Origin of the sequence: Vibrio sp. YT-15 (assembly GCF_033337445.1) — a bacterium.
Taxonomy (GTDB): Bacteria; Pseudomonadota; Gammaproteobacteria; order Enterobacterales; family Vibrionaceae; genus Vibrio; species Vibrio alginolyticus.
This window is the reverse complement of the sequence record NZ_JAWOQR010000001.1, coordinates 476,463-501,832: the sequence shown is the minus strand read 5'-3', so window position 1 is coordinate 501,832 and position 25,370 is coordinate 476,463. Positions and strand designations below refer to the sequence as shown.

General features: G+C 45.0%; 18 protein-coding genes and 1 pseudogene. 15 read left to right on the top strand and 4 right to left on the bottom strand.

Annotation, left to right across the window (positions count from 1 at the left end; all coding sequences use genetic code 11):
• Window positions 1-50 precede the first annotated feature (50 nt).
• Genes R7D93_RS02145 through R7D93_RS02130 form a run of 4 tightly spaced genes read left to right on the top strand, consistent with a single transcriptional unit; the run spans window position 51 to window position 4,162 of the window.
• Complete coding sequence (locus tag R7D93_RS02145) at window positions 51-1,001, top strand: YbgA family protein (protein ID WP_213966371.1); 951 nt, start codon at window positions 51-53, stop codon at window positions 999-1,001.
• Complete coding sequence (locus R7D93_RS02140) at window positions 991-1,791, top strand: MerR family transcriptional regulator (protein WP_213966370.1); 801 nt, start codon at window positions 991-993, stop codon at window positions 1,789-1,791. The genes R7D93_RS02145 and R7D93_RS02140 overlap by 11 nt, the downstream gene beginning before the upstream one ends.
• A gap of 22 nt (window positions 1,792-1,813) precedes the next feature.
• A complete protein-coding gene (gene phrB, locus R7D93_RS02135; protein ID WP_017635473.1) occupies window positions 1,814-3,229 on the top strand; it encodes a deoxyribodipyrimidine photo-lyase in 1,416 nt (471 codons plus the stop codon).
• A 6-nt stretch (window positions 3,230-3,235) separates the two neighbouring features.
• A complete protein-coding gene (locus R7D93_RS02130) occupies window positions 3,236-4,162 on the top strand; it encodes a L,D-transpeptidase family protein (protein WP_005383933.1) in 927 nt (308 codons plus the stop codon).
• A 26-nt stretch (window positions 4,163-4,188) separates the two neighbouring features.
• Here R7D93_RS02130 and R7D93_RS02125 read toward each other — a convergent pair whose 3' ends face one another.
• Window positions 4,189-4,443: an Lpp/OprI family alanine-zipper lipoprotein gene (locus R7D93_RS02125; protein ID WP_005375145.1), complete on the bottom strand. Its 255-nt coding sequence runs from the start codon at window positions 4,441-4,443 to the stop codon at window positions 4,189-4,191.
• A gap of 550 nt (window positions 4,444-4,993) precedes the next feature.
• On the opposite strand from R7D93_RS02125, the gene R7D93_RS02120 reads away from it, so the two are divergent.
• From R7D93_RS02120 to R7D93_RS02095, 6 genes are all read left to right on the top strand, one after another.
• Window positions 4,994-6,337, top strand: coding sequence for a DEAD/DEAH box helicase (locus R7D93_RS02120; RefSeq protein ID WP_017820508.1), 1,344 nt, complete (start codon window positions 4,994-4,996; stop codon window positions 6,335-6,337).
• Between the two features lie 324 nt (window positions 6,338-6,661).
• Window positions 6,662-8,659, top strand: coding sequence for a prolyl oligopeptidase family serine peptidase (locus R7D93_RS02115; RefSeq protein WP_213972886.1), 1,998 nt, complete (start codon window positions 6,662-6,664; stop codon window positions 8,657-8,659).
• Window positions 8,660-10,801 (top strand): TonB-dependent hemoglobin/transferrin/lactoferrin family receptor, encoded by a 2,142-nt coding sequence (locus R7D93_RS02110; RefSeq protein WP_213972885.1) that lies wholly within the window; start codon window positions 8,660-8,662, stop codon window positions 10,799-10,801.
• Window positions 10,802-10,810: 9 nt separating this feature from the next.
• Window positions 10,811-13,063 carry a proprotein convertase P-domain-containing protein gene (locus tag R7D93_RS02105; RefSeq protein ID WP_213972884.1) on the top strand — a complete coding sequence of 751 codons (2,253 nt, stop codon included), beginning with the start codon at window positions 10,811-10,813 and terminating at the stop codon, window positions 13,061-13,063.
• Between the two features lie 25 nt (window positions 13,064-13,088).
• Window positions 13,089-14,540, top strand: a complete 1,452-nt coding sequence (locus tag R7D93_RS02100) for a DUF1566 domain-containing protein (protein ID WP_213972883.1) — start codon at window positions 13,089-13,091, stop codon at window positions 14,538-14,540.
• A 1-nt stretch (window position 14,541) separates the two neighbouring features.
• Window positions 14,542-15,117 (top strand): DUF1566 domain-containing protein, encoded by a 576-nt coding sequence (locus R7D93_RS02095; RefSeq protein WP_053307911.1) that lies wholly within the window; start codon window positions 14,542-14,544, stop codon window positions 15,115-15,117.
• 108 nt (window positions 15,118-15,225) lie between these two features.
• Here R7D93_RS02095 and R7D93_RS02090 read toward each other — a convergent pair whose 3' ends face one another.
• Complete coding sequence (locus tag R7D93_RS02090; RefSeq protein ID WP_154203997.1) at window positions 15,226-16,869, bottom strand: methyl-accepting chemotaxis protein; 1,644 nt, start codon at window positions 16,867-16,869, stop codon at window positions 15,226-15,228.
• Between the two features lie 330 nt (window positions 16,870-17,199).
• On the opposite strand from R7D93_RS02090, the gene R7D93_RS02085 reads away from it, so the two are divergent.
• The 5 genes from R7D93_RS02085 (at window position 17,200) to R7D93_RS02065 (ending at window position 23,204) form a co-directional block, all read left to right on the top strand.
• Window positions 17,200-18,021 carry a phosphate ABC transporter substrate-binding protein gene (locus tag R7D93_RS02085; protein ID WP_005375153.1) on the top strand — a complete coding sequence of 274 codons (822 nt, stop codon included), beginning with the start codon at window positions 17,200-17,202 and terminating at the stop codon, window positions 18,019-18,021.
• A gap of 100 nt (window positions 18,022-18,121) precedes the next feature.
• Window positions 18,122-19,054: a phosphate ABC transporter permease subunit PstC gene (gene pstC / locus R7D93_RS02080; protein WP_005375154.1), complete on the top strand. Its 933-nt coding sequence runs from the start codon at window positions 18,122-18,124 to the stop codon at window positions 19,052-19,054.
• A gap of 22 nt (window positions 19,055-19,076) precedes the next feature.
• On the top strand, window positions 19,077-19,940 hold the full coding sequence (pstA, locus tag R7D93_RS02075) for a phosphate ABC transporter permease PstA (protein WP_005383923.1): 864 nt from the start codon (window positions 19,077-19,079) through the stop codon (window positions 19,938-19,940).
• 60 nt (window positions 19,941-20,000) lie between these two features.
• Complete coding sequence (gene pstB, locus R7D93_RS02070) at window positions 20,001-20,750, top strand: phosphate ABC transporter ATP-binding protein PstB (protein ID WP_005375156.1); 750 nt, start codon at window positions 20,001-20,003, stop codon at window positions 20,748-20,750.
• A 327-nt stretch (window positions 20,751-21,077) separates the two neighbouring features.
• The gene (locus R7D93_RS02065; protein ID WP_225495651.1) at window positions 21,078-23,204 is read left to right on the top strand and encodes a diguanylate cyclase; all 2,127 of its coding nucleotides are present in this window, start codon (window positions 21,078-21,080) and stop codon (window positions 23,202-23,204) included.
• 125 nt (window positions 23,205-23,329) lie between these two features.
• On the opposite strand, the gene R7D93_RS02060 is transcribed toward R7D93_RS02065, so the two are convergent.
• Window positions 23,330-24,976: a BatD family protein gene (locus R7D93_RS02060; protein WP_225495648.1), complete on the bottom strand. Its 1,647-nt coding sequence runs from the start codon at window positions 24,974-24,976 to the stop codon at window positions 23,330-23,332.
• Between the two features lie 4 nt (window positions 24,977-24,980).
• A pseudogene (locus R7D93_RS02055) lies at window positions 24,981-25,370 on the bottom strand (hypothetical protein); the annotation flags it as partial.

The following is a 25,370-nucleotide window of genomic DNA, read 5'->3' as shown; positions in this document are numbered from 1 at the left end:
GGCTTGCTATAAGTTATACAACAAAACTTTTTGTATAGGGATGCGTCATCATGGAATCTTCAATCAAAGTAGGTATCAGTTCGTGTGTTTTGGGTGAACGAGTGCGTTTTGACTCTGGTCATAAGGTGAGCAACTTTGTGACCAAAGAGCTCAGCCCGTATTTTGACTTTGTTTCGGTATGCCCTGAAGTCGGCGTAGGTATGCCAGTACCCCGTCCAACAATTCGTCTTGTTTCTAATGAAGAGCGTGTTGCATTGGTTGAAACCAAAAATCCAGAAAATGATCATACCGACAATATGCTCACTTACTCGACCAATAAAGTAGATGAACTTCAAAGCGAGCAGCTTTGTGGTTACATCGTTTGTGCCAAGTCACCAACTTGTGGCATGGAACGAGTCAAGGTTTACAGCAAGAACAGTGCTGCGAAAGAAGGTGTTGGCTTGTATACACAAACATTGATGCAAAAAATGCCTTGGTTGCCTGTTGAAGAGGATGGCAGACTTAACGACCCTGTATTGAAAGAAAACTTTATTACTCGAGTATTTTGTCTAAATGACTTTTACGACTCGATGGATGGTGAGCCTACTCGTGGCAAAATCATCGACTTTCATTCGCGCTACAAACTGACGTTAATGGCACACCACCCAGAGTCATACCGCTCCCTTGGTCGCTTAGTTGCCGATGTCGCTAATTATGAAATTGAAGACTTTTACCAAGAGTATCGTTTAGGACTGATGAAGGCGTTAACGAATCGGGCTAGCCGCAAAAACAACACAAATGTGTTGATGCATTTACAAGGGTACTTCAAACGCTCATTAACCAAAGAAGAAAAAGAAGAGTTAGCGACAGTGATTCACGACTACCGTATCGGAATGCTGCCTCTGCTAGCACCACTTACATTGATTAAGCATTACTTAAATACTTACCCAGACGAATATTTAGCAAAACAGAAGTTTTTAGAACCGTATCCGCAGGAGATGAGATTACGCTATGGTTTGTAGTTCAGAAGAAAAACTATACGCGATCCGAGATGTCGCAGAAATCACGGGTGTAAAACCAGTTACGCTGAGAGCTTGGCAACGAAGATACAACTTGATCCAGCCTCAGCGAACTGAAAAAGGACACAGACTCTATCGCCAGCAAGATATCGATACGATTCGCGAAGTCCAGAGTTGGCTCGCGAAGGGGATTTCGATTGGTAAAGTGAAGGGGCTGCTAGGAAAAAGCGCCGATGTCGAAGTCAAAAACGAGGTTCGCACACTCGAAGAAGTTGAAAACATGCTGCTTGCGCTGTCTACCCTGAATCGAGGAAAAGCAGAGAGTTTACTTGCCTCTGTTCTTAAAGAGTATCCACTAAAACTCGTTATTGATCAGTTTATTAGCCCAGTATTTGATGCGCTAGACATGGTGAAAGGATCGCTGCGATCTTTACAAGTAGGGTTATTTCAGACTTGTTTGATCACTCGACTTGCCCTTGTTATCGATTCTGAAAACAAAGCCGCTTCCAAAGGAAAGTGTCTGCTCATTAGCTTTGAACAAAACAGAGAGTCTGAGAGTTGGATTCAAGCAGCGAAGCTTTGCGAACAAGGGTATCACACGACTTTGATCGATAAGGTTGATGATGTTTCTGGTCTACTAGATCACGAGGTCGTTGAAAATGGTTCGTTTATCTACCTTTTCTCCAACAAAGCGCTAGCTGCTAAACAAGTAGCGTCCATCAAAATGCTTCACGCACAGTTAGGTGATCGGATGGGGTGCTCTGAAGTGATAGAGAAATTACACCTAACTTAGTAGACAAAAGATAGGAGCTACCATGATTTTAGTATGGTTTCGACGTGACTTACGTACGTTAGACCACACGGCACTCAAAGCGGCATTGGATTCAGGTCAGCCTGTCGTCGCTTGCTTTATCGCGACGCCAGAGCAGTGGCGGGAGCATCACATGGCGCCGATGCAGGCAGACCTCATTGCTCGTCGCTTAGCTTGTCTTAACGAGGAGCTTGAAAGCCTTAATATTCCCTTTTTGTACAAAGAGGTACCGTCGTTTTCCGATTGTACAGATGTGATTAGTGGGTGGGCGGAAACACTTGAAGCCACGTCTGTCATGGCAAACATTCACTATGAGGTGAACGAACGAGAGCTCGATACACAAGTAAGTGAAGCGTTAGCTTCTCACGATATCGAATTTGAACTGTTTCATGACAAATGTGTGCACGCGCCAACGACGGTTCTTAATAAGCAAGGCGAATATTTTAAGGTGTTTACGCCATTCAAGCGTGCTTGGTTAACGCAGTTCCATATGCCGACGGTAGTAAAACCTCACGAGCAAGCGCCACTCAATAAAAAGGTACTCGAACAATTAGAGTCGGCTCGATTTAATTCAAGCTTCACATTTAGCTATGCTCGAGAATCCAGTGAAGACTGGCTGGCTTCGACTAATGATATTTTGATGCAGCTTAGGGAATTTGCACGGGAGCGCAGTGACGCGTATCAAAGCGAGCGAGACTTTCCAGCTATTGATGGCACTAGCCAACTGTCTCCATACCTTGCGATTGGCGCGCTATCACCAAGGCAGTGTATTGCTCGTTTGTATGCTGAAAATCAACAAAATGACCTTACAGAAGGGAAAGCAACTTGGTTAAGTGAGATCATTTGGCGTGAGTTTTATCAGCACCTATTGGTTTTCGAACCAAAACTCGTCAAAGGCAAAGGATTTATCGATTGGGAGGATAAAATCCAGTGGTCCTATGATGAGAAAGCCTTTGAGCGATGGAAGACAGGAACAACAGGATACCCAATCGTTGATGCAGCAATGCGTCAGCTCAATCAAACAGGCTGGATGCACAACCGATTACGTATGATTGTCGCGAGCTTTCTTACCAAGGACTTACATATTGATTGGCGATGGGGAGAAGCGTACTTCATGAGTAAGCTGGTGGACGGCGATTTTGCAGCGAACAATGGTGGCTGGCAATGGTCTGCCTCTACGGGCTGTGACGGGCAGCCATACTTTCGTATTTTCAACCCGATAAGCCAAGGCGAAAAGTTCGATGCTAATGGTGAATTTGTGCGCCACTGGGTACCAGAAATCAAAAGTGTACCGAACAAATACATCCATAAACCTTGGACTTGGGAGGGCTTTTCTTTACTGGAATATCACAAGCCGATGGTTGATCACAAGACAGAAAGAGAGATAACCTTACAGCTCTTTAAAAGTGCCAAGGAATAGAGTGAAATGCTTAGCAAAAAGCGATCAATGAGTTTCGCAAAACGTACCCTGCTATCTGTGTCGTTATCTTTAGTGAGTGGTCTATCATTCGCTAAGATGTACGAATTACCAGAGGATGGAAGCCGTTTAATTGGTCGCCTTGAAAACCACGTCGTGCAAGAAGGCGAAACCATGGCAAATATCGCTAAGCTCTACGATGTGGGTATGCTAGGTTTAATGGCCGCAAACAAAGGCGTGGATCCCTTCTTACCAGAAGAGGGGCATGTTCTTACTATTCCGACACAGCTAATCCTCCCAGACGTACCTTATAAAGGTATCGTTATTAATCTAGCCGAGCTGCGCTTGTATTACTTTCCGAAAGGAGAAGATATTGTCCATGTATTTCCTGTCGGAATTGGCCGAATAGGGCGCGATACCCCAGTAATGACAACGCGTATCAGCCAAAAACGACCGAACCCTACATGGACTCCTCCAGCCTCTATTCGTGCCGAGTACAAAGCAAAGGGCATTGACCTACCAGCCGTTGTTCCTGCGGGGCCTGATAATCCACTTGGTATGTTTGCATTGCGTTTAGCTTACGGGAATGGCGAATACCTAATTCATGGTACCAACAAGGACTTTGGGATTGGTATGCGAGTCAGCGCGGGTTGTATTCGTATGGACCCAAGTGACATTGAGTGGTTATTTGACAAGGTTCGTAACGGCGAAGACGTTAACATCATTAATCAGCCTATCAAAATGACACTTGAACCTGACAGAAGTGTGTTCTTAGAAGCACATGAGCCTTTGACTCGTAGTAATGGCGAGAAAGATGAACTCAAAGTGCCGAAAGAGTTAAAGTGGTGGCTGGATGAATTCGGTATGAAAAACGTGAAGGCTAAAGCAGCAATCGCTGCACAGAATGGGGTTCCTGTCGAAATAACCGCGCCTTAACGGGCGTTAAGACGCGGTATCAAATCTTACTTAGTGTAAGACTGAGCGATGTTATCGATACGCTCGTTAGCACGCTCAGCTTCTTCTTGAGCAGCCATTGCTGCTGCGCCTGATTTTTGAACGTCAGATTGAAGAGCTTGTACGTCTTGGCTTAGTTGGCTAACTTGGTTGCTTAGTTCGTCTAATTTTGCTGCATTTGCTGTTGCTGCGTCATCAGAAGAAGCACAACCGGCTAGTAGAAGTACTGAAGTTGCTGCAGCTGCGATCAACGTTTTGTTCATATAAGAACTCCTTGCTTATAGTGAAAGTCTCGCCACCAACTATTATTTTATACAGTAGCGAGGTTAAATGTGGTTACATTTTATCAGTACATGATGTAGCAAAAGTCAAAAAAACCCAAGAATTTCATGGAGTACCTGACGTCAACTTTTACCTGAGCTTAACAAAGGTGAATAGTCTATCTTCTCCCTCGCTCTCACAACAGTTTTCATAGCAGGTGTATTTGCCACGTTCCTGATATCAATAATTTAGACGATATTGACACAAATGAAAGTTTATTGGCCCAAATAACTGCTATTTACGTCGTTTTGTTGAAGAATAGAAGACATATCTGAAAGGCCTTTCACTGAACTTCACGTTCAGATGCATATCAAAAAGGCTAGGGTTTACTCTGAACTGAGCCACAAATGATGTTTTACCGTCACCACAGGGAATTAGTTTGTGTGATCTCTATCTATACTCCTATGATTTGCGGTATTATACCGAGCTTTATTTTTTTGCTGCGTTAGAGCGGAAACGACACTACAGAGCGCTCAGACGCTGACTGATTTATTGGAGAATACTTTGCAATTTAAAGATCTAGGCCTAGACAACCGATTGTTGAAGAACCTAAAACACTACGATTTTAAAAAAGCGACTGACATTCAGCAGCAGGCGATTCCTGTTGCGATTGCAGGCAAGGATCTATTGGCATCTTCGAAAACAGGTTCGGGCAAGACTTTGGCGTTTGTATTGCCAATGCTTCATAAGTCTTTAAAGACAAAATCGTTTTCTGCGAAAGACCCTCGCGCGGTAATCCTTGCTCCTACTCGTGAGCTAGCGAAACAAGTATATGGTGAGCTTCGTTCTATGCTAGCTGGCCTATCTTATGAAGCAGCACTGATTTTGGGTGGTGAGAACTTTAACGATCAGGTAAAAGCTCTGCGTCGTTACCCGAAATTTATCGTGGCGACACCAGGACGTTTGGCTGATCACTTAGAGCACCGTTCGCTTTATCTGGATGGTTTGGAAACGCTAATTCTGGACGAAGCAGACCGTATGTTGGATTTGGGCTTTGCACCAGAGCTTCGTCGCATTCATAAAGCAGCCAAGCATCGTCGTCGTCAAACGTTGATGTTCTCTGCGACATTAGATCATGCAGACGTCAATGAAATCGCGGCTGAAATGCTCAATGCGCCAAAGCGAATTGCTATCGGCGTTTCTAACGAAGAACATAAAGATATCACGCAAAAATTTTACTTGTGTGATCACCTAGATCATAAAGAGGCAATTTTAGATCGTGTTCTTTCTGAGGCTGAATACCGTCAAGTTATTATCTTTACGGCAACGCGTGATGATACTGAGCGACTAACAGAAAAGCTGAACGAAAAGAAACTGAAGGCTGTAGCACTAAGTGGTAACTTGAACCAGACTCAACGTAACACCATTATGAGTCAGTTTGAGCGCGCAGTATTTAAGATCCTTGTAACGACTGATGTTGCTTCCCGCGGTTTGGATATTGCAACTGTGACACACGTCATCAACTTCGATATGCCAAAGCATACCGAAGAATACGTACACCGAGTTGGTCGTACTGGTCGTGCTGGAAATAAAGGGGATGCAATCTCTCTTGTTGGTCCAAAAGACTGGGATAGCTTTAAACGTGTAGAAGCATACCTACAACAAGATCTTGAGTTTTCATTGTTCGAAGATTTGAAAGGTAAGTTTAAAGGCCTTAAGCCACCTAAACCAGATTTCCGCAATAAGAAAGCGACCGCAAAGAAAGCTCGCCCTCAAGCGAAAAAATCGGCGAAAAAACCAGCTAAGCGTGACAAGAGCTTCTACAAAAACGTATCTGTGGGTGATGATGTCTTCATCCCTAAGAAAAAACCAGCGGCACCGAGCTCTGAAGAGTAAAAGCTGCTGTAGTTTCCCATTGATTTTAGTTCTTAAAAATCCGAGTGTTCGCACTCGGATTTTTTATGTCTGTCGCTAGGTGAAATAGCGTCTTTCCATACTCACTCGTTAGTCAGCTTTTATATCTGTCTGGTTGTATATAAACAGCATAGAACGCTAATTTAGGAAGTTATTAAGTTTTATAACCTCGGTCAAAGCAAACGTTTTTCCTCACACACTAGATAAAAATCTCACATGATTATGAAAATGATAATTGATCTCATTTTTATTTAAGGGCAGAATACGCGCCATTGTATTAATCCTATAAATGAATTCGCTCTCTATATGAAATTTACTCATGTTTTTTTAGGGCTCATAATTACCTCTAGTTCTGGCTTTGCTGCTGATGATTTCAACTGGCTTCGAGATGATGCTCGTAAAGATGAGCGAGTTCTTACCTACCTAACAGAACAAAACCACAAAACTGAACAGCACCAAAAAAGTTATCAGACGTTGACAAAAAACCTACTAACGCAGTGGGATACCATGGTGGCAGACAAAGGTGATAAGCCATGGTCGATCGTGAGTGGAAGAGAGTGGACGCTAATGCGTCGCGATGGTCGTTACTTACTATTATCCCGTGCGAGTCAACATGCACCAGAAAACGTGGTGTTCGATTTCGATGAACGACAATCTGCGCATCAGTACTACCAACTTGGTCAATGGCAAGTGAATGGTGACACATTACTTTTCACGGAAGATATCGACGGCAGCGAACAATATCGCGCCGTGGTTGTTGATTTACTCTCCGGCCAATCTACGGAACTGGCGACGCACGTCGATAGTGGCGTATTGTTATCACCTAACGGAAAAGTAGCATTCCTCGTTGCAAAGGAAAAGCGCACTCAGCGACCTCATCAGATCTTAAGTATCTCCACTGAATCTTTGGCAAAAACAGTCCTATGGAATGAACCCAAGTCAGATTGGTTACTTTCTTTCTATCGTGCGGCAGATAGCCGTTATGCTGTGCTGCAAAGCAACAACGAGTCAACAACAGAGCAGAAGCTTGTCGACCTAGAAACGGGCACTGTCTCAGATTCATTGCGAAAGCCTGAAGTGGGTGTGGAATATTACGCGGATGTGGCGAAAGGTTACATTTATCTTAAAAGCAACCTGGAAGGAAAGTTCGCCCTTTACCAAGCCGAACTCGCACCGCTTGGCGCAACATGGCAACGCTTTAGCAATCCTCGTGAGCCGCTTGAACAGTTCTACCTTTATGATGCAGGAGTTGTGGCACTTAGTAAGCCAAACAACTTGTCGACATTGACGGTGTATTCTTACCAAGGGCAGGAAAAAGTGATACTGCCATTGGAACACGATGGTAATGTCGCTTGGCTAAGCACGTTGGGCGATTTTGAATCAAACAAGATTCGTATCCGAAGCATGTCGATGACTACGCCTCCTCAGTGGGAAGAGTTCGATGTAAAAACGCTGAATAAATCCTTGTACTCTCAAGATGCTTACCAAGACTTTGATAGTCAGCGTTATGTATCCCAACGTATTTTTATTAAGCACGACGGGGTTTCTGTCCCGGTCTCTTTGGCGTATCGCAAAGACAAATTGCACCCACAATCTCCTGTGATGATTTACGGTTACGGCGCGTATGGTTTTACGATGAAACCGTACTTTATGCCTCAGGTTATCAGTTTACTCGACCAAGGTGTGATTTACGCTATCGCCCATGTCCGTGGCGGTGGGTACTTTGGCGATGAATGGCACGAGCAAGGCCGTGGTGTGCGAAAAGCCAATTCTATTGGTGATTTTGTCGCGGCCGCGAAGGCGCTGCAAACATTCGAACGTGGCAATAGAGAGGTTTTCGCCATCGGTTCTAGTGCTGGTGGCACGTTGGTGGCCGGAGCGGTTAATCAAGATCCTAAATTGTTTTCAGGTGTCGTACTTAAAGTGCCTTTTGTTGATGTGGTTGCAAGTATGTCGGATACCTCACTTCCGCTTACCACACAGCAGTATGGCGAATGGGGTAACCCAACCAAACCTGAACAATTGGCGTTAATGAAGGCGTACGATCCGATTCTCAATATCCATAAAGACGCTTACCCACCCATGTTTGTTCAAGTCGGTTTAATCGATCAGCGCGTGCCATATTGGGAAGGCGCTAAGTATCTCGCTAAAGTTTCAGCGTTAAGTGAGCGCAACGGGCCGTACTTGTTGCAAACTAATTTTAATTCGGGCCACCAAATGGACCCGCGACAAGCGCAAGAACAACAAGCAAAAGAATACGCATTTCTACTATCACTCATTAAAACATCTAAAGCGGAGCAGTAAATGAAGCTTACCCCAGTGTCAGCGGCAGTACTTTCGGTACTTGCTGCCAGTCAAGTGCACGCCGAATCTAAGGTTTTCTCAATGGAAGAGGTGGTGGTAACCGCCAATAAAATCGATCAGCCATTGTCAAAAGTGGCAGGTAGTGTCGCGGTTATCACAAACGAGCAAATCGAAGAAAGAGGCGAGACCGAGCTATATGACGTGCTGCGTAACGAACCTGGTGTAAGCGTGACGGGCGGTGCAGGACGTCCGCAAAACATTACCATCCGTGGTATGACGGGTAACCGCATTATGATCGTTCGTGATGGCATTCGTTCTGCGGATGGCTTCGGTGCGAATGACATTAATGATGCCGTTGGGCGAGATACTTTTGATTTATCCAATTTTGAATCGCTGCAAATCATTAAAGGGGCAAGTTCTTCGGTGCATGGCTCTGGCGCGATCGGCGGTGTGGTGATTTTAGAATCCAGCCAGCCGGGTGATTTCTTAAAAGACAAAGACTTCTACACCGATGTTTCCGGTACTTACACCGATATCAGCAACAAGTACAAAGGCACGAGTAATCTAGCTTTCCGTTCCGGTGATACAGAGAGTTTGTTTAACGTTTCATACTGGCAAGGACAAGAGACACGTAACTTTGATGAAGATTTGTATAACCGCGACCTCGATGGTTACAGCGGTGCTTATACGATCAACCACTTTTTCAATGAAGAGGTGATGTTGAAAGCCAAAGCGGAACTCTACACCCAGAACCAAGAGCGTTTGGAGGGTTCACCGTCCATTCAACCTGATGGAATTTGGCATATTGAAGACTTTGCTGAGGATGAAACCACGGAAGAGTACAGCGCTTATATTGGTGCAGAGGTGACTCCGATTAATCCAACTTGGTTCGAAGAGTTGGATACCAAAGTTTACTGGCGTCACACCGAAGTGGTGGAAGACACCAACCGTTTAATGCGCCAAGTGGATCACAATGGTTTGATCACCAAGCGTCGCGAGCTGGAACACAAAACCTTCATTGACGAAACAATTGGCTTCCGTGGCGATTTCACCAATACGATTTATGCAGCAAATGCTGAGCACCAATTGGCTTACGGTGTTGAGCTTTCTACAGACTATTACGAGCGCACAGATAGCGACTCCAAGATTGATTGGAACGGAGTAACACCTTCGACCAAACAACCTTTCGCTCCTGCTCGTGCTTATAACATTGGCTTGTATGTCCGAGACATGGTGGAACTGGATAAATGGACCATCACAGGTGGCCTACGCTTTGATGCGCACCGTCTCACGCCAGACGGTGCGGGTGAAGTGGGCGGCTTCCCATTAAAAGACATGGATAGCTCAGAGGTATCTCCAAGTCTTTCGGTTTCTCGTGAAATGTTTGCCAACAACATCGCTTATGTATCTTATAACCATGGTTACCGTGCTCCGGAATACGATAAAGCGTATGGCTTCGTAAGCCACGACTTTGTGCCGCTCACGCCGTTTGTCATTGCACCAAACATGGATCTAGAAGCTGAAACTTCCGACTCATTTGAAATCGGTAACAAGTTCGATAACGGTCGTGCGTATGTCTATGCGTCTTTGTTCTACAACAAGTTTGAAAACTTCATCGACGTTGTGACCACGGGCTTTGACTCAAGCAATGGTAATTACATTAAACAATACCAAAACCTCGATGGTGTCGAGACGTATGGTGCAGAGCTTTCTGCAGGTTACGCGATCACTAAGCGATGGAACATCAGCACCAAGTTTGGCTACGTAGATGGCAAAGACGCGGAAGGTGAATACGTTCGAAGCATTACGCCATTCGAAGGTAACGCTCAACTGAAATACGCCGACCAAGACTTCAATGCTTACGTGGCTTGGAACTGGGCCGCGGCAATGGATCGCGTTCCTAAATGCCAGACCACGCTTGGTCTAGCGACAGATTGCGCGCAGACAAGCGCGTGGAATACGTTTGATATCGGCGCAACTTACCACGTTTCCAAAGACCTTCGTGTTAGCGCAAACATCATCAACCTATTCGACAAAGAATACATCCGATACCAAGACGTAGCGGGTATCGCTGAGGAAAGTAAGCGTTACTCAACTGAGCCAGGGCGCTACTTCACGCTGACTGCAAAATACGAATTCTAGGACGAAATCATGAAGCTAAAACCATTGGCGTTTTCACTGCTTATTGCATGTACCCCTGCGGCGCTGGCTGCAGAGTGGGATTATCCCTCAACGGATTCTGTGGTGACCAATGAAGCGCAAGCGAAAACTTATCTAGACAGCCACTACTCAGAAGCGGGCGAGTTTAAGTTCCGTTACAAAACCCAGTCTCAGCTTGGCAAGCATTACAATTTTGATGTTTGGGTTAACGGTGAATATCAAGCACAGCGTGCCCTCGTAGTAACAACCGATAAAAATCATCACGTTGTGCGAGTGTTTAAGAGCCTTGACGATACGATCATTCGCAACGGTAAACCAACGGTTGCAATGGAATTGGAATCGCCTCGCCAACTGCAAGCACAAGAGCCACCGGCTCTGAGCTCTGGAAGTTTGGTTGATGTTGAGGTTTCTTTATTCAACCCAGATCTTCGTACTATGCAACAACAAGCGGCACCAGAATCGACGTGGTCAGCACTGTCTGATTACCCTCAGCCGATCGAGTACGTCACCAAGTCGATTGAGGTTTTAAAGTCCGGCGGTAAGTTCTATCTCTCTAACCCAAGATTAAAGCAAGTGGATGCGACGGGTTTATTTGCAGCCCCAGCACCTGGTGAAGCGCCTGTACTCGATACGTTGGACTTTCTCAGCGCAGAAGGAGTTCAAGCGTTTGACAGTGTTGATGAGATGCAAAGCACCGAGTTTGGTGACAATGCGTTCCCACAGTTGATGGCTTTTTATCATCTTGATAGCTCGATCCAATATCTGACAAGCCTGACTTACGACTTGTTTGACGAACCGCTTCGTTTTGACGCTCGCGGTTTATCAAAAGATAACTCTACTTACTATTACGGTCCGAAAGCACTCATGCTGGGTGTCGGTGGTGTTTCTCCGGATGCAGTCGATGCTGATGTCGTGATACACGAGCTTGGGCATGGCATTCATTACCAAATCGTACCGGATTGGGCGTACGGTCACACTGGTGCTATCGCAGAGGGTTTTGCTGATTACTGGGCGGGCAGCGCGAGCTACCGCACTCAATATTTGGATGCTTCGCGTCGTGGTCAAGAGTTCGAGTTAGATACGGTGTTCAACTGGGACGGTGTGTTCGGAACACGCAAAACAACTCGTAGCTTATGGAACCAAAGAGCTCGTTACTTCGAGGGCTCAGAGTATCCAGCGCACGTTAGTGTGGGCGGTGAACTAGGCGACGAGTTATGGTCAACGCCACTGTTCCAAGCACTTAAAGCATCGGTTGAACGATACGGTGATGATACCGATAACGTGTTCCGCGAGTTTGACGCCATTGTACTTGAAGGTATGTACGGCATTGGTCGTGGCGTGAAAATGCATAATCTGGCGGAATCGACCGTGTTTGCCGCAAACACCTTGTTCCCAAATAAAGACTACGCCCAATTCCTGACGGACAGCTTCAACAGACACAACTTACTTAAAGCGCCTCTTCGTGTTCGCTATGACGCTCGATACATCACACAAGGTCAAGACGTTGGTTTGAGCCTGAGCCAAACTGGCCGTGAAGCGAGCATCAAAGGGCAATGGCAGCTAAACAACGCATCCGTTTTCGACTTTGATGAAACGCTTGCCGACTCGACTTCAATGAAGGTGGCGTTACCAAGCGGTCTGACGTGTGGCACGCAATTCGATTCCTCTATTTCATTGGATTACCAATTTGCAGAAGGCTTAAAGACTCACCAGTGGAGTGAACAGGTGATGCTGGTTAATGGTACGCCAGAGCTTGATATCCAGCCTCAATCAGTGAATTCCGCTTTGCCAGAGCAGGGCGACAGACTGTTCTCTCAGACGCTATCAGATAAGTCACGCACGATTGATGATTCGTTTGCGGTTTACCTGAACATCGAACATGACTCACTGCAGGATCTGCAAGTGACGCTTGTGTCTCCACAAGGCAAATCGGTCGTGCTACTTAGCCATCAATCAAGCAATACCAAAGGATTTAAAGGTTACTTCACCGCTCAGTATGACGAGGAGTTACAAGCACTTGTCGGTCAACCGAGTTGGGGGACTTGGCGTCTCGAAGTGTCTGACCGCGTGTCAGGGAATTCTGGGGTGTTGAAAGAGTGGGGTGTGAGTCACTTTGCTCAGTATCAGTGTAGTGCTGATACCACTAAAGAAAGCAGTGGTGGTGGTTCAGGTGGCAGTGGCTCGCCTTGGACCTTGTTAGGACTTTTCCTGCTTTCAATGGTGAGAGTGATTCGCTCTCGTTAATTAAAATCAAAAGAAGATAAAATCTATGAAGTTTCAATATTCTTTCGTTGCTATGTCACTAGCCCTAGCTGGCTGTGGCGGAGGTTCTGGTGGTGACACGTCGGCACCGACCTATGATGTAGCTGGCACCATCGTTTCTGCAGGTACACTTCTTGATACGCCAGTGTGCATCGATTTAAACCAAAACTACGTTTGTGATTCCACTGAACCGAGTGCTAAAACGGATAATGCCGGTAAATTTAGCCTGACTTCAAGCGACAAAAACGTACTAACCAGCACCATTCTTGCTCAAGTTGATCAAGGTTCAAACCAAACGTTGCGTCTTGCGGCTCCGGGCCAAAATTTAGCAACGGGTAACACGGTCAATGGTGTAACAACGTTGCTCGCAGGTCTTGTGGTTGACGGTAAAACCGTTGCTCAAGCTGAGGAGATTGTGAAAGCACAACTCACCGATGCCGGTGTTTCTCTGTCTGGAACGGTAATGTCTAACGCAGAAGCCAGCGAGCTAGATAAGCTAGAGCAAAACACGGTTGCACTATTAGCTGCAATGCAGCCACAACAAATGACCCAAGGCGTAGCGCTGCTTGCTCAAAGCCTTAGCTTCCAGGGTAAATCATTGGCCTCTGATCTTCTGTCTGAAGCGGAAGTAAGTGCATTTGCTGAAGAAATTGTAGCGGTTGCTGAACAAACGGTTGGTAGTAACGATACGGGCGCCGTTCTTTATTTTGCTGAAGGAGCAGCAGACGTAGTAGAGGTTCAAGCGTCTTACCCTGGTCAAGATGCGGAATACGGCTTCGACAAAGAGGACAAGCAAACGTCGACAGGCGCTGGCTTTAAGTTCGTTAAGCTAGATTCACAAGGTGCAGCTTTAGCTGCAGATGCGACTGAGTGGGCTTGTACTATGGACGAACGTACTGGTCTTGTTTGGGAAAATAAGAGTGCGGATGCGAGCTCGGTTCAATTTAAAGATCGCCTATTTGCGTTTGAGTCTGAAACATTTAAGCCATTTAGCAAAGATGTAGAGCTTGCAGGTTGTAAAGACGCTGGTGATGAAGTTTGTACCACTAGCCAATATGTTGAGTACATAAACAAACAATCGTTATGTGGAATCACTGTTTGGCGCTTGCCAACTTACCATGAAACATATGACTTATTAGATTTTGGTGAACAAACGCTGTTCGCTCCGAACGAGGAATATGCGCCACACAACGTGTATGGTTTCAATGTTAAATACTTCCCACAGCAAACGATAGGCAGTCCTTATTTAGAGTATGGTGCGTTTTGGCATAGCGACTTTACGTTTGTGAATACATCATCACAGCTCGTTGATGCTGAGGTTTATTTTCCTGCAATTATCTCTCGGGGCGTAGATAGAGGCACTATTTCACTCGTCGATATTCGCTCAAGCAACACAAGTGCAGACGCCGATGACTCATACCAATTCCCAATCCGTCTAGTAGCAGTAAAGGGCCAATAAGATGAAGAAATTAATAACTGTACTATCTCTTGCTTTGGCTTCTCAAACTGCAATGGCTGCACAAGAGTGTTCTACTGACTTTGCTAAAACGGCACCTAACACGCGTTATACATATTCTGATAACGGTACCGTAACTGACTTAAAAACAGGTCTTACATGGATGCGCTGTCCAGTTGGTATGACATGGAATGTAGGAAATCAAGAATGCCAGGGGACGCGATCTACAATGTCATGGCAACTCGCTCTCTCCACAGCCAAACAAATTCGTAATAAGGACGGCAACCATCCTCTTCACAATTTTGCTGACAAAAAAAATTGGCGACTAGCAAATATCAAAGAGCTGGTATCTCTAACTGAGCGAGCTTGCCACAGCCCAGCCATAAATAGTACAGGGTTTGCTAGCGGCTATAGTCTGACAGATGGAGATGATGTTCTAGGGCGTTATGTCTGGAGCAACACACCTAATGGCGACGGTAAGCATGTTGCAACTTTTGATACGACTAATGGTGAGGTTTTCAATAGAGATCCGTTAAACTCAAGTTTCAAAAGTTCTCTCTTGTTAGTGACAGATGAATAATAATTATTACGTTAATAAGGGTTGATAGCTTTGCCTTTATAATAAGCTCCGCCAGTGCGGAGCTTTTTCTTTTCTAACCTTTGGAACTTATCGTGTTGAGCAGAGAATTTAAACTTGGAACTGCTTAAGCTGATGTTTTTGGTTTTCTGCTAAACCAGACAACTCTTGCGCTGCCGCGGCTGATTGAGTGATACCAGTGACGTTCTGGCTCACTAGTTCATAGATGTTCGTTAAGTTGTTGTTGATATCAGCCGTGACCTGCTTCTGCTCTTCTGATGCGGTCGCAACTTGAGTGTTGATTGAGTTCAGATCGGCGATAGCATTACTGATATTAGCAAGTGATTGGCTAACTTCTTGTGTCAGAGCTTGGTTGTCTGACAACATCGCTAAGCTGAAATGCATACTTTCATTTGCGTGACCAGATTGTTGCTGTAGCTCTTCTATAATGGTTTGGATCTCTTTGGTGGACTCCTGAGTTCGCGCTGCCAGCATACGTACTTCATCGGCCACTACCGCAAAGCCTCTGCCACTTTCGCCCGCTCGTGCAGCTTCAATCGCTGCATTCAGTGCAAGTAGATTCGTTTGCTCAGAAATACCTTCAATCACTTCGATCACGCGACCAATGTGTTCTGATTGATCTTTTAGCGAAGTTACGACGGCAGCGGCTTCGTTAAGTTGTTCCGCCATCTTTTCACTTGCGCGAGTGCTTTCCCCAAACATGCTTATACTTTGTGAGGTTAACGTACGTGCTTGATTTGATGCACTATCGGCTTCTTGTGCATTGGTCGATACTTCAGCTGCGGTCGACTCTAGCTGATTGATCGCCGAGGCTACTTGCTCAACTTCTTGCTTTTCTTGATCCGAGTTGACGCTGCTTTGAGTCATAACAGTTGCTAACTCGGTTGATGCTGATGCCACATCTTCACTAATGCGAACCAATGCGCTTACAGTTTCACGCAGTTTTTCTATGGTCTGGTTTACATCTCGAGCCAGCTGAGACACTTCGTTTTTCCCGATGGCTTCGGCCTTAACTAGTAGGTTTCCCTTCGCGACTTCCTGCATCGTTACTTGAAGGTTACGAATCGGCGCAACGATGTAGCTGGCGAGTACCCAACTAATAAGTGAAGCGGCACTCAAGATCACCGCAAGCGAGACGGCGCTGTAAGTTAGCGTGGTTGAATGTTGTTCGCCATTCGTTTCGACTTCATCGGTGACGATTTGATTCAATTGTTTAGACAGTTTGTCGATGGCGTTGATCATCGCTTCGCCAGCTAATCGATACTCAGCCATTGCAGATTCGTACTTTTGATTGAAATCAGAGGTGGTGTAATCAGAAGAGTGTTTAGTGGTGAGCAGAGGTGTCATGGTAACGCGAGTGAAATCAACATAGTGATTCATGGCCTTACGCATAGCATTGACTTCATTTTGAACGCCAGGGAGATTGTCGATGGAGTTAAGAAAATCGCGGTTTTTGTTTTGTCGCTCAGAAAGCTCTTGGTTGAGAGACTGAACATCTTCGGCTCTAAATAGACTATAAATGGCTTTGATGCGCATGGCGTAAGTGTTGTCTACGATGCCGCTAAGTTCCTCTTTGTGAATGATTAGCTTATGGGTGGAAGCCGAAACCTTATTGAATGCTTGATCGAGTTTACCGATTCCGACACTTAGTCCAATGATGAGTAATATAACTGTGAATAGAACAGGCAGAAAAACCTGAAGTTTAATAGAAAGCGTACTAAGAAATTGACGCATGAGATTGACCCTCTATCGGTTTGACTATTATCTTTTTTATAAATAAGCATTTCGATTTTAATTGTTACATTCGCTAAATCAATGAGTTACTCATATCTAATTGTTATGAAATGTACCAAAATCGATGGGGTTATCATCTTGAACATGAGGCAACTTATAAAAACGTTACGTTCAAATTGAGAGAGGGATAAGTCGCGGAATTAATAGTTAGAAATGACAACGTGTCATAGAGGGTTCAACTAAGTGAAACACAACTGTCATATTCAAATTCTAAAGTGAGCACCGTTCAAGTGAAACACAACGGCAATAAAGCCACTTAAGGAAATTGTGATGAAAAAGACAGTAATCGGTGCAATCGCACTTCTAGGCGCAATGGCAGTGACTCCTGTTTCTGCTAAAGAAACTATCTCTGCAGTGGGTTCTAGCAGCGTAACTCCACTGATGGAAGTTTTCTCTGAAACGTACATGAAGAAGAACCCTAACGTATTTATCGAAGTTCAAGGTCCTGGTTCTTCAGCTGGTGTAAAAGCAGCGAAAAATGGTTCAGCAGACCTTGGTATGTCTTCTCGTAATCTAAAAGACTCTGAAAAAGAATCAACACTAATCGAAGAAGTGGTTGCTCGTGATGGTATCGCAGTGGTTGTTAACCCACAAAACAAACTGCCAGGTCTAACAGCCGAGCAAGTGACTGCAATCTACAAAGGCGAAGTATCAAACTGGAAAGAAGTCGGTGGTGCAGACAAGCCAATCGTAGCCATTACTCGTGACACGGCTTCTGGTACTCGTGGCGCATTTGAAGACATCATGTCTCTAAAAATGAAGATTTCTGGTAAGAAAGTATCAGCTATCTCTCAACGTGCTCAAGTTGCAAACGGTAACGGCGCACTGAAAACAATGGTTGCATCTAACCCATACGCAATCGGCTACATTTCTCTTGGTACTGTAGACAACACTGTTAATGCGCTAGCAATCGACGGCGTTGATGCAACGGTAGCTAACGTTAAAAACGGTTCTTACAAAGTAGCGCGTCCATTCCTTGTTCTTTACAAAGAAGGCAAGCCATCAACAGAAACGCAAAAATTCCTAGACTGGATGCTAACTGACGAAGCGCAAGCGCTAGTTGACCAAAAAGGTTACATCTCAGTTAACTAATCCCATCGGGACTCTAAAGTTTGCTCAGCCCAACGTTTCGGGCTGAGCCTTTTCTATCCATTGTGTTCAACGGCATTGCCCAGAACCGTGAGATTTTTAAATGACCATCGCAACAAATAGTGAAAAGCTTATGAATACTGACGCTAGAGCTATCAGCAAGTCAGGCCTACGCGAGAAGCGTCGTGTAGACTGGAAAGAGCGCATCTTCCACGGCTTGTTCCTAACGAGTGCCGTAATCGGCATTGTTTCATTAGCCGTTATTGCATACTTCATCGTTCGAGAGAGTATTCCGGCATTCCAAGAAGCAGGCGTATCGGGCATTGTCTTAGGACAAAACTGGTTACCACCTGCGCTTTACGGTGTCGCCACCATGATTGTGGCATCTATCGTATCGACGGCTGGTGCTGTCATTGTTGGGGTTCCAATTGGTGTTCTGACCGCCATTTTTATCGCTGAAATCGCACCAAAGCGATTAGCAGACATTATCCGTCCAGCGGTTGAGCTGCTAGCCGGTATTCCTTCAGTGGTCTACGGTTTCTTCGGTCTGGTTATTATCGTTCCATTGATTCAGAAGGTATTTGATGTACCTGCAGGTAACACTATCTTGGCCGGTATTATTGTTCTTGGTGTGATGATTCTACCAACAGTAATTACGGTATCTGAAACGTCTATCCGCGCTGTCCCTCGTACTTATAAAGAAGGTTCTTTGGCACTGGGCGCATCGAAAATCTACACCATCTTTAAGTTGCTCGTTCCAGCGGCTCGCTCAGGCATCATGACAGGTGTGATACTGGGTATCGGTCGTGCGTTGGGTGAGACCATGGCGATTATCATGGTTATGGGTAATGCGCCGGCAATGCCAGAAGGCATCCTTGATTCGGCTCGTACACTAACTGCAAACATCGCTATTGAAATGTCTTACGCAAGTGGTGTTCACGCGAACGCACTTTACGCTACAGGTGTAGTACTTCTGGTCTTCATCATGTCGTTGAACGCTGTACTACTGTACCTAAACCGAGAAAAAGCGAAGTAATCGCTCGTTAAAGGTGACTATTATGGATCGCGCAAAACTAAAAAAAGCACGCCAGTTCAAAGATAATGTCTTTAACGCATTTGTCTGGATCTCGGCAGCACTAACGGTAGGTTTCTTGTTCTGGATTATCTGGTACATCCTATCAAACGGTCTACAACACGTAGATTGGAACTTCATTACTGATAATTATACGCGCACAGGTGAAGAGCACGGTATCTTCCCAATGATTGTGGCGACCATTTACATGGTTATCGCTTCTATCGCAGTGGCAGCGCCACTCGGTATCATGACGGCAATCTACTTGACCGAATACGCGAAAGTGGGCAGTCGTTTGGTGAAAATCATCCGATTCTGTACCGAGTCATTGGCGGGTATCCCGTCGATCATTTTCGGCCTGTTTGGTATGACTTTCTTCGTGGCGATTCTTGGCCTTGGCTTCTCGATTCTGTCGGGTGCATTGACGCTAAGTATCCTAATCCTGCCAGTGATCATCCGTACAACGGAAGAAGCGCTGATGGCAGTACCACAAACGTACCGTGAAGGCTCTTATGGCCTCGGTGCTTCTAAGATTTACACTATCTGGCGTTTGATTCTTCCGAGCGCAATGCCAGGTATCTTAACCTCGGTCATTCTAAGTATTGGTCGTGTCATTGGTGAGTCTGCTCCAGTATTCCTGACAGCAGGTATGGTTGCACGTATTCCGGATTCTTTATTGGATTCAGGTCGTACGCTAACCGTTCACCTATACAAACTGACTACCGAACTGTTTACCGTTGAAGAATGGAATCAGGCTTACGGTACGGCAACAGTGCTTATCGTGGTTGTTCTCTTGATCAACATGGTAACGAAACTGATTGCTAGACGTTTTAACACCGCAACTTACTAACAACACTAATTAAGAACGCACGTTAAAAGACACGAATTCAAGAATTAAGAGATTAAGACAATGAACAAATTTGATATTGAAAACCTAGACCTATTCTACGGTGACAACCAAGCACTGAAATCGATCAACTTACCAATTCCAGTTCGCCAAGTAACTGCACTTATCGGCCCGTCAGGTTGCGGAAAATCAACGCTTCTACGCTGTTTGAACCGAATGAATGACCTAATCGAAGGCGTGAAAATTACAGGTAAATTGGCGATGGACGGCGAAGATATTTACGGCAACATTGATGTTGCTGACCTTCGCATCAAAGTCGGCATGGTATTCCAAAAGCCAAACCCATTCCCGATGAGCATTTACGAGAACGTGGCTTACGGCTTACGTGCTCAAGGTATCAAAGACAAAAAGACAATTGATGAAGTGGTAGAGCGTTCGCTGCGCGGTGCTGCACTTTGGGATGAGGTGAAAGATCGCCTTAAATCACACGCATTCGGTCTTTCTGGTGGTCAGCAGCAACGTTTATGTATTGCACGTACAATCGCGATGGAGCCGGATGTGATTCTGATGGATGAACCAACGTCGGCACTTGACCCAATTGCGACACACAAAATCGAAGAACTGATGGAAGAGCTAAAGAAGAACTACACCATCGTTATCGTGACTCACTCAATGCAACAGGCGCGTCGTATCTCTGACCGCACTGCGTTTTTCCTAATGGGTGAACTGGTTGAGCACAACGATACGCAAGTGATCTTTAGCAACCCTCAAGACGACCGTACTCAAGGCTACGTAAATGGTGATTTCGGTTAATCCACCGTATTTACAAGCATAACTAAATAACTATAAGCGATGGTAACTTTGCCCCTCTTGATGAGGGGCCTTTTTCTTTTTAAGTCGTAGGCTTAAAACATCTACCAACACAAAAATCTTGTAAATAAGTACAACTTTCCTCCCCAGTTTATAAAGCATGTAACTTATGTGAAACATGGCTTTAAAAGTGCTGAAGAGCTCTCGAATGTAACACTAAGTCTGATAATTTTGCGAATGACTTAACAGCTCAAATTTGAACGTATTGATTGCATATCATGGCCTAAGTAGTTTTTTATCGAGGATAAAAAAGTAGATTAGGTTGGTAGGGTGAGTTTAAGAAGTTTTACAAGAAAAGTGTCTTCAACGAGGGACCATCGGTTGCTAGCGGAGGCAATCTTTGATCATTTAGAGAGTCTGTTCTCCCCTCAAGCCCTCGCTATTTTTGAAGATCCTTCAATTAACCCTCGTCATTCAATGAGCTTCTCTCGCGGAGAGCTTTACCCAACCCAAAACTATCCTGAGACATTCTGGGAGTGGGCAAGTCAGTTTGATACCTCTGAAAGCATCATACCTCTGGCGATCAACACTTGTAACTGGAATCACACCCGAGATTTAGGCGGTGATAGTTACATCATGATGCTCGACAACACGCCTATCAAACGTACCTACCTACTGATTCAATCTGTACATGCTCGCACAGCACATAATATCTATGAAGAAAGTTACGACGCAATGCAGCTCGCAGCGGCGCGTTGGCAATGTATTCGTGCTGAAAAAAATGCCTCGAAAGAGATCAGGCACAGAGATATTCGTGAAGCGCAATATGTTGATGAGATTAGCCAACGCGAGCGCTTTATCGAAAATATGAAGTTAGTTCAGCAAGTTGCACTCGAAATCTCTAATCCTGATTCTTTAAAGGACTTGTACTACAAAGCCGTCGAAGCGTTACGTGAACGACTTGGGTTTGATCGCTCTACACTGATGCTTCTCGATATGAAAAAGCGCAGCTTCAGTGGTACATACGGCACGGATGAGTCAGGAATTACGATTGATGAATTTCACACACAATACGATTTACATCAACTTAGCGAGGAGTATATCACCGCGTTATCTAGCCTTGAGAGCAACTTAGTGATTGTAGAAGACGCGCCAATATACACAGCAGGCAAGGTCATCGGGCAGGGCTGGAATGCGATGTTGATTTTACGCGATGGCAATGAACCGTTTGGGTGGTTCGCGCTAGATAACTTTATTCATCGTAAGCCGATAACGGCATATCAAAAACAGATGTTGGACTCGTTTGGTTCACTCTTCTCTCAAATTTACATTCGTAAGCGCCAAGAACAAAACGTACGCATGTTGCATTCAAGCATGGTTGAGTTATCACGTTGCACTACTGTCAGTGGAGTATGCAAATCGGCCGTCACTTTCGCCATTAAAAATCTTGGTATTGATCGAATGGCGGTGTTTTTAACTGATGAAAATTGCTCTTACATGCAAGGAACGTGGGGTACCGATATTCAAGGGAACGTGTTGGATGAATCTTACTTCTTTGGCGAAACCCAAGATTTCTCTCTTATAAATCTGGCTCGCTCAATGCCAAACGAAGTCGCATTTGAAGAATCAGTGCCTATTTATCATGACTGTAATATTGTTGGCTTTGGTTGGGCTGCGATGACGGTATTGACTTCAAATAGCAGTGGTCCTATCGCCTTTATCGCTGTTGATAATTTGCTGACACGTGCGCCCTTAACTTCTCAGTTACGTGAAGTGATTCGTATGTTCGCGTCCAGCTTAGCTGAAGTATTGCAACGTACTCAAGCTCAAGAGGCGATTCGCGAATTAAACGAAAACTTAGAGCTGGAGGTTCAGAACCGAACAAAAGAGTTGGAGGAAGCCAATCGACAGCTTGAGGTACTTTCTAAGCTCGATCCTTTGACGCGTCTTGGTAATCGCCGCATGTTAGAGCATGTGATGCAAAAATATTGCGCCCTAGAGTGTGAAGACGACATGTCGTTTGGCCTGATCCTGATTGATATTGACCATTTTGGCTTATTCAATAATCACTATGGTCACCTCGAAGGCGATATTGCATTGATGCGAATTGGCTATATCTTGGATCATCATACCAAAGGTGAAGATGAAGTTTTTTGCCGTATCGGTGGTGAGGAGTTTGCGTTGCTCATGATTGGTTCTGAGCAAGAGGAGGTTCGACTGAGAGCAGAGTGCATTCGTCAGTGCATCGAGGGCGAGGGGATAAAACATCGACATAACCCAGAAGGGGAGTTACTTACCGTTTCAGTCGGTTACTCCTGTTATAAAGCGAAAGGCAAAGACTTTAATTTCGACCATTTATATCAGTTGTCGGATAAGGCACTCTATCAAGCGAAGAATCATGGGCGAAATTGTGTAAGGCGATACGAATACGAGCCCCAAGTTTTGTTGAGTAAGTGATGTTCATAAGAGCAACTTGATAGGGAAGAGGCGGCGGTTGGTGCTCTAGATAAAACCGCTAAAGCAAAATTTGGCCGGATAAGAGAATTGGCAGCTCATGAGAGCTGCCATTGTTATCTAGTTATTTATAGCTTTTCGAGTTGGTGGTCGGTTTTCGTTACGTTTGCTTTGCCAAGGTTTTGAATTTTCGCTAGCAGCGAATCAGGGCTCCAAGGTTGTTGGTTAGCACTAAAACGCGCTTGATTCATGGCATTAAGCTCTTGCTTAATTGCTTGTACGTCACCAGGGTTTAACCTGTCTTGATGAGTGGTTAAATACTCATTTACAGAGCGTTCAATTTTCGCAGCATCGCCCTCTTCGATGACTTTTTTTAGCGCGTCGATGCAAAGTGGTTGTTCAGTATTTGAAACCGTTCCACTCGCTGTTATTGACCGCTTTTTCCATGCCCAAATTGCGATTCCCAATGTCATTATCCAAAGCCCTAAGAAAACAAAGGTTAACGTTCGCCAGAGACTGTTTACACTGCCGCTTGATTCAGGACTAGGGGCTGACACTAAAGGCGCTGAAAGAGGCGATTCCGGCAACGTGATTAGCCCAGTGTCATTTTTCTCTACGTCTAATGTTAGCTCTGGTAACGTTGTTTTCTTCGCTTCATCATTTTGACTGTCCCACCAGTTCAAGTCGTATCCTGGTAAGGTATATTTCCCGGCCTCTGTAGGAATAATGACTTGCTTCACCGTCATGGTAACGGTGCCATCTCTCGCGCTATCGAACTTAGGTTGTTCGGGATACACGCGCAGTGAACTCGGGTAACTAATATTGACTCGTGGCAGGTATTCGGCTTGTGTACCGCGAGCCTTAACTTGAATGGTTCGAGTGAGTGAAGAGCCTTGTTTTACTGTGTTAATCGCGTTAGTCGACAGTAGATTACCTTGATCGTCTTGCCAGCTCTGTGTCATTTCTAACGCTGAAGCAGGAAGCCATTCACCTTTAAATTCGCTCGGAATCGGTTTGACCGTGATTGGCATGCGTTCCGCTTTGGTGTTGATAGGCATTATTTTGGTTGAGCCCGTTAAGCTGTCGCCATAAATATAAGAACCAGTCAGTTTAGGACCTATCAAGGTATAAGTGCCTGGTTGATTGGCCGTTAAGCGAAACGACTGCTCTATGACCGCTACTTCTAACCCATTTAAGATCTTCTGTCTTTGTTGTAAGCCACCCAGTGCCTCAAGCTTCATGCCTTCAATCTGCGGAGGTACTATTTGCGGGTTATCTAGGCGTCGAGTGTCCGCTTTAATTAGAAGTTGTATACGTAATGTTGCAGATTGCTGAGGGTAGAGCGTACTGTTGTCGACCGTAATATTGAAGCTAAATAGATCATCAAGATTGGGGTCTGTTTGGCTCGCGTTGACACGTAGTTTGATCGGCTCCGTTTTCATGCCATCAGCGGAAAAACTTGGAATAGTCAGAACACCTTCTTTCATTGGTGCAATTGAGATACTCCATTCGGTACGCACTGATTTTCTTCCGTTAATGTTATTGCTAGAGCGGCCATAACGAGGTTGACCCAAGAAGAAGTCTTTCTCTAGAACATTGAAGTCGATTGAGTCTGAGCTGAGCTCAGTATCTGAAATGATTCTGAGGTTAATCACTTCATTCTTGGCTACTTGTGTTTTATTCACACTAGCTTGAAGTGTCTGTGCCATCACCGAGAAACTGGATATTAGGCTGGCCACAAAAATAAAGACCAGTTTTACGCCTTTGTTCATCACAGGCTTACCACTCCTTTTGAGATTGTTGTGGAGGTTGTTTTTGTTGCGCTTGAAGTTGCATTTGCGCACGGATCAAAAAGCTTGGGTCGCGAGCACTTTCTACTGCTTCTAGTCGACGGAACTCAGGATCATCCTGATGCATTTTTTCGGGATGCGCTTTAGCCTGTATTGGTTCACCTTGATCCTTCACTTGCTTGTCATCTCGTTGCGGTTGATGTTGTTCCGTTTTTTGTTTTTCTTTTTTATTTTCAGATTCTTGCTGATTTTGTGACTGTTGTCCTTTCGCTTCTTTCCCTTCGTTTTGAGACTTTTGTTGCTGTTGCTGTTGCTGTTGCTGTTGCTGTTGCTGTTGCTGTTGCTGTTGCTGTTGCTGTTGCTGTTGCTGTTGCTGTTG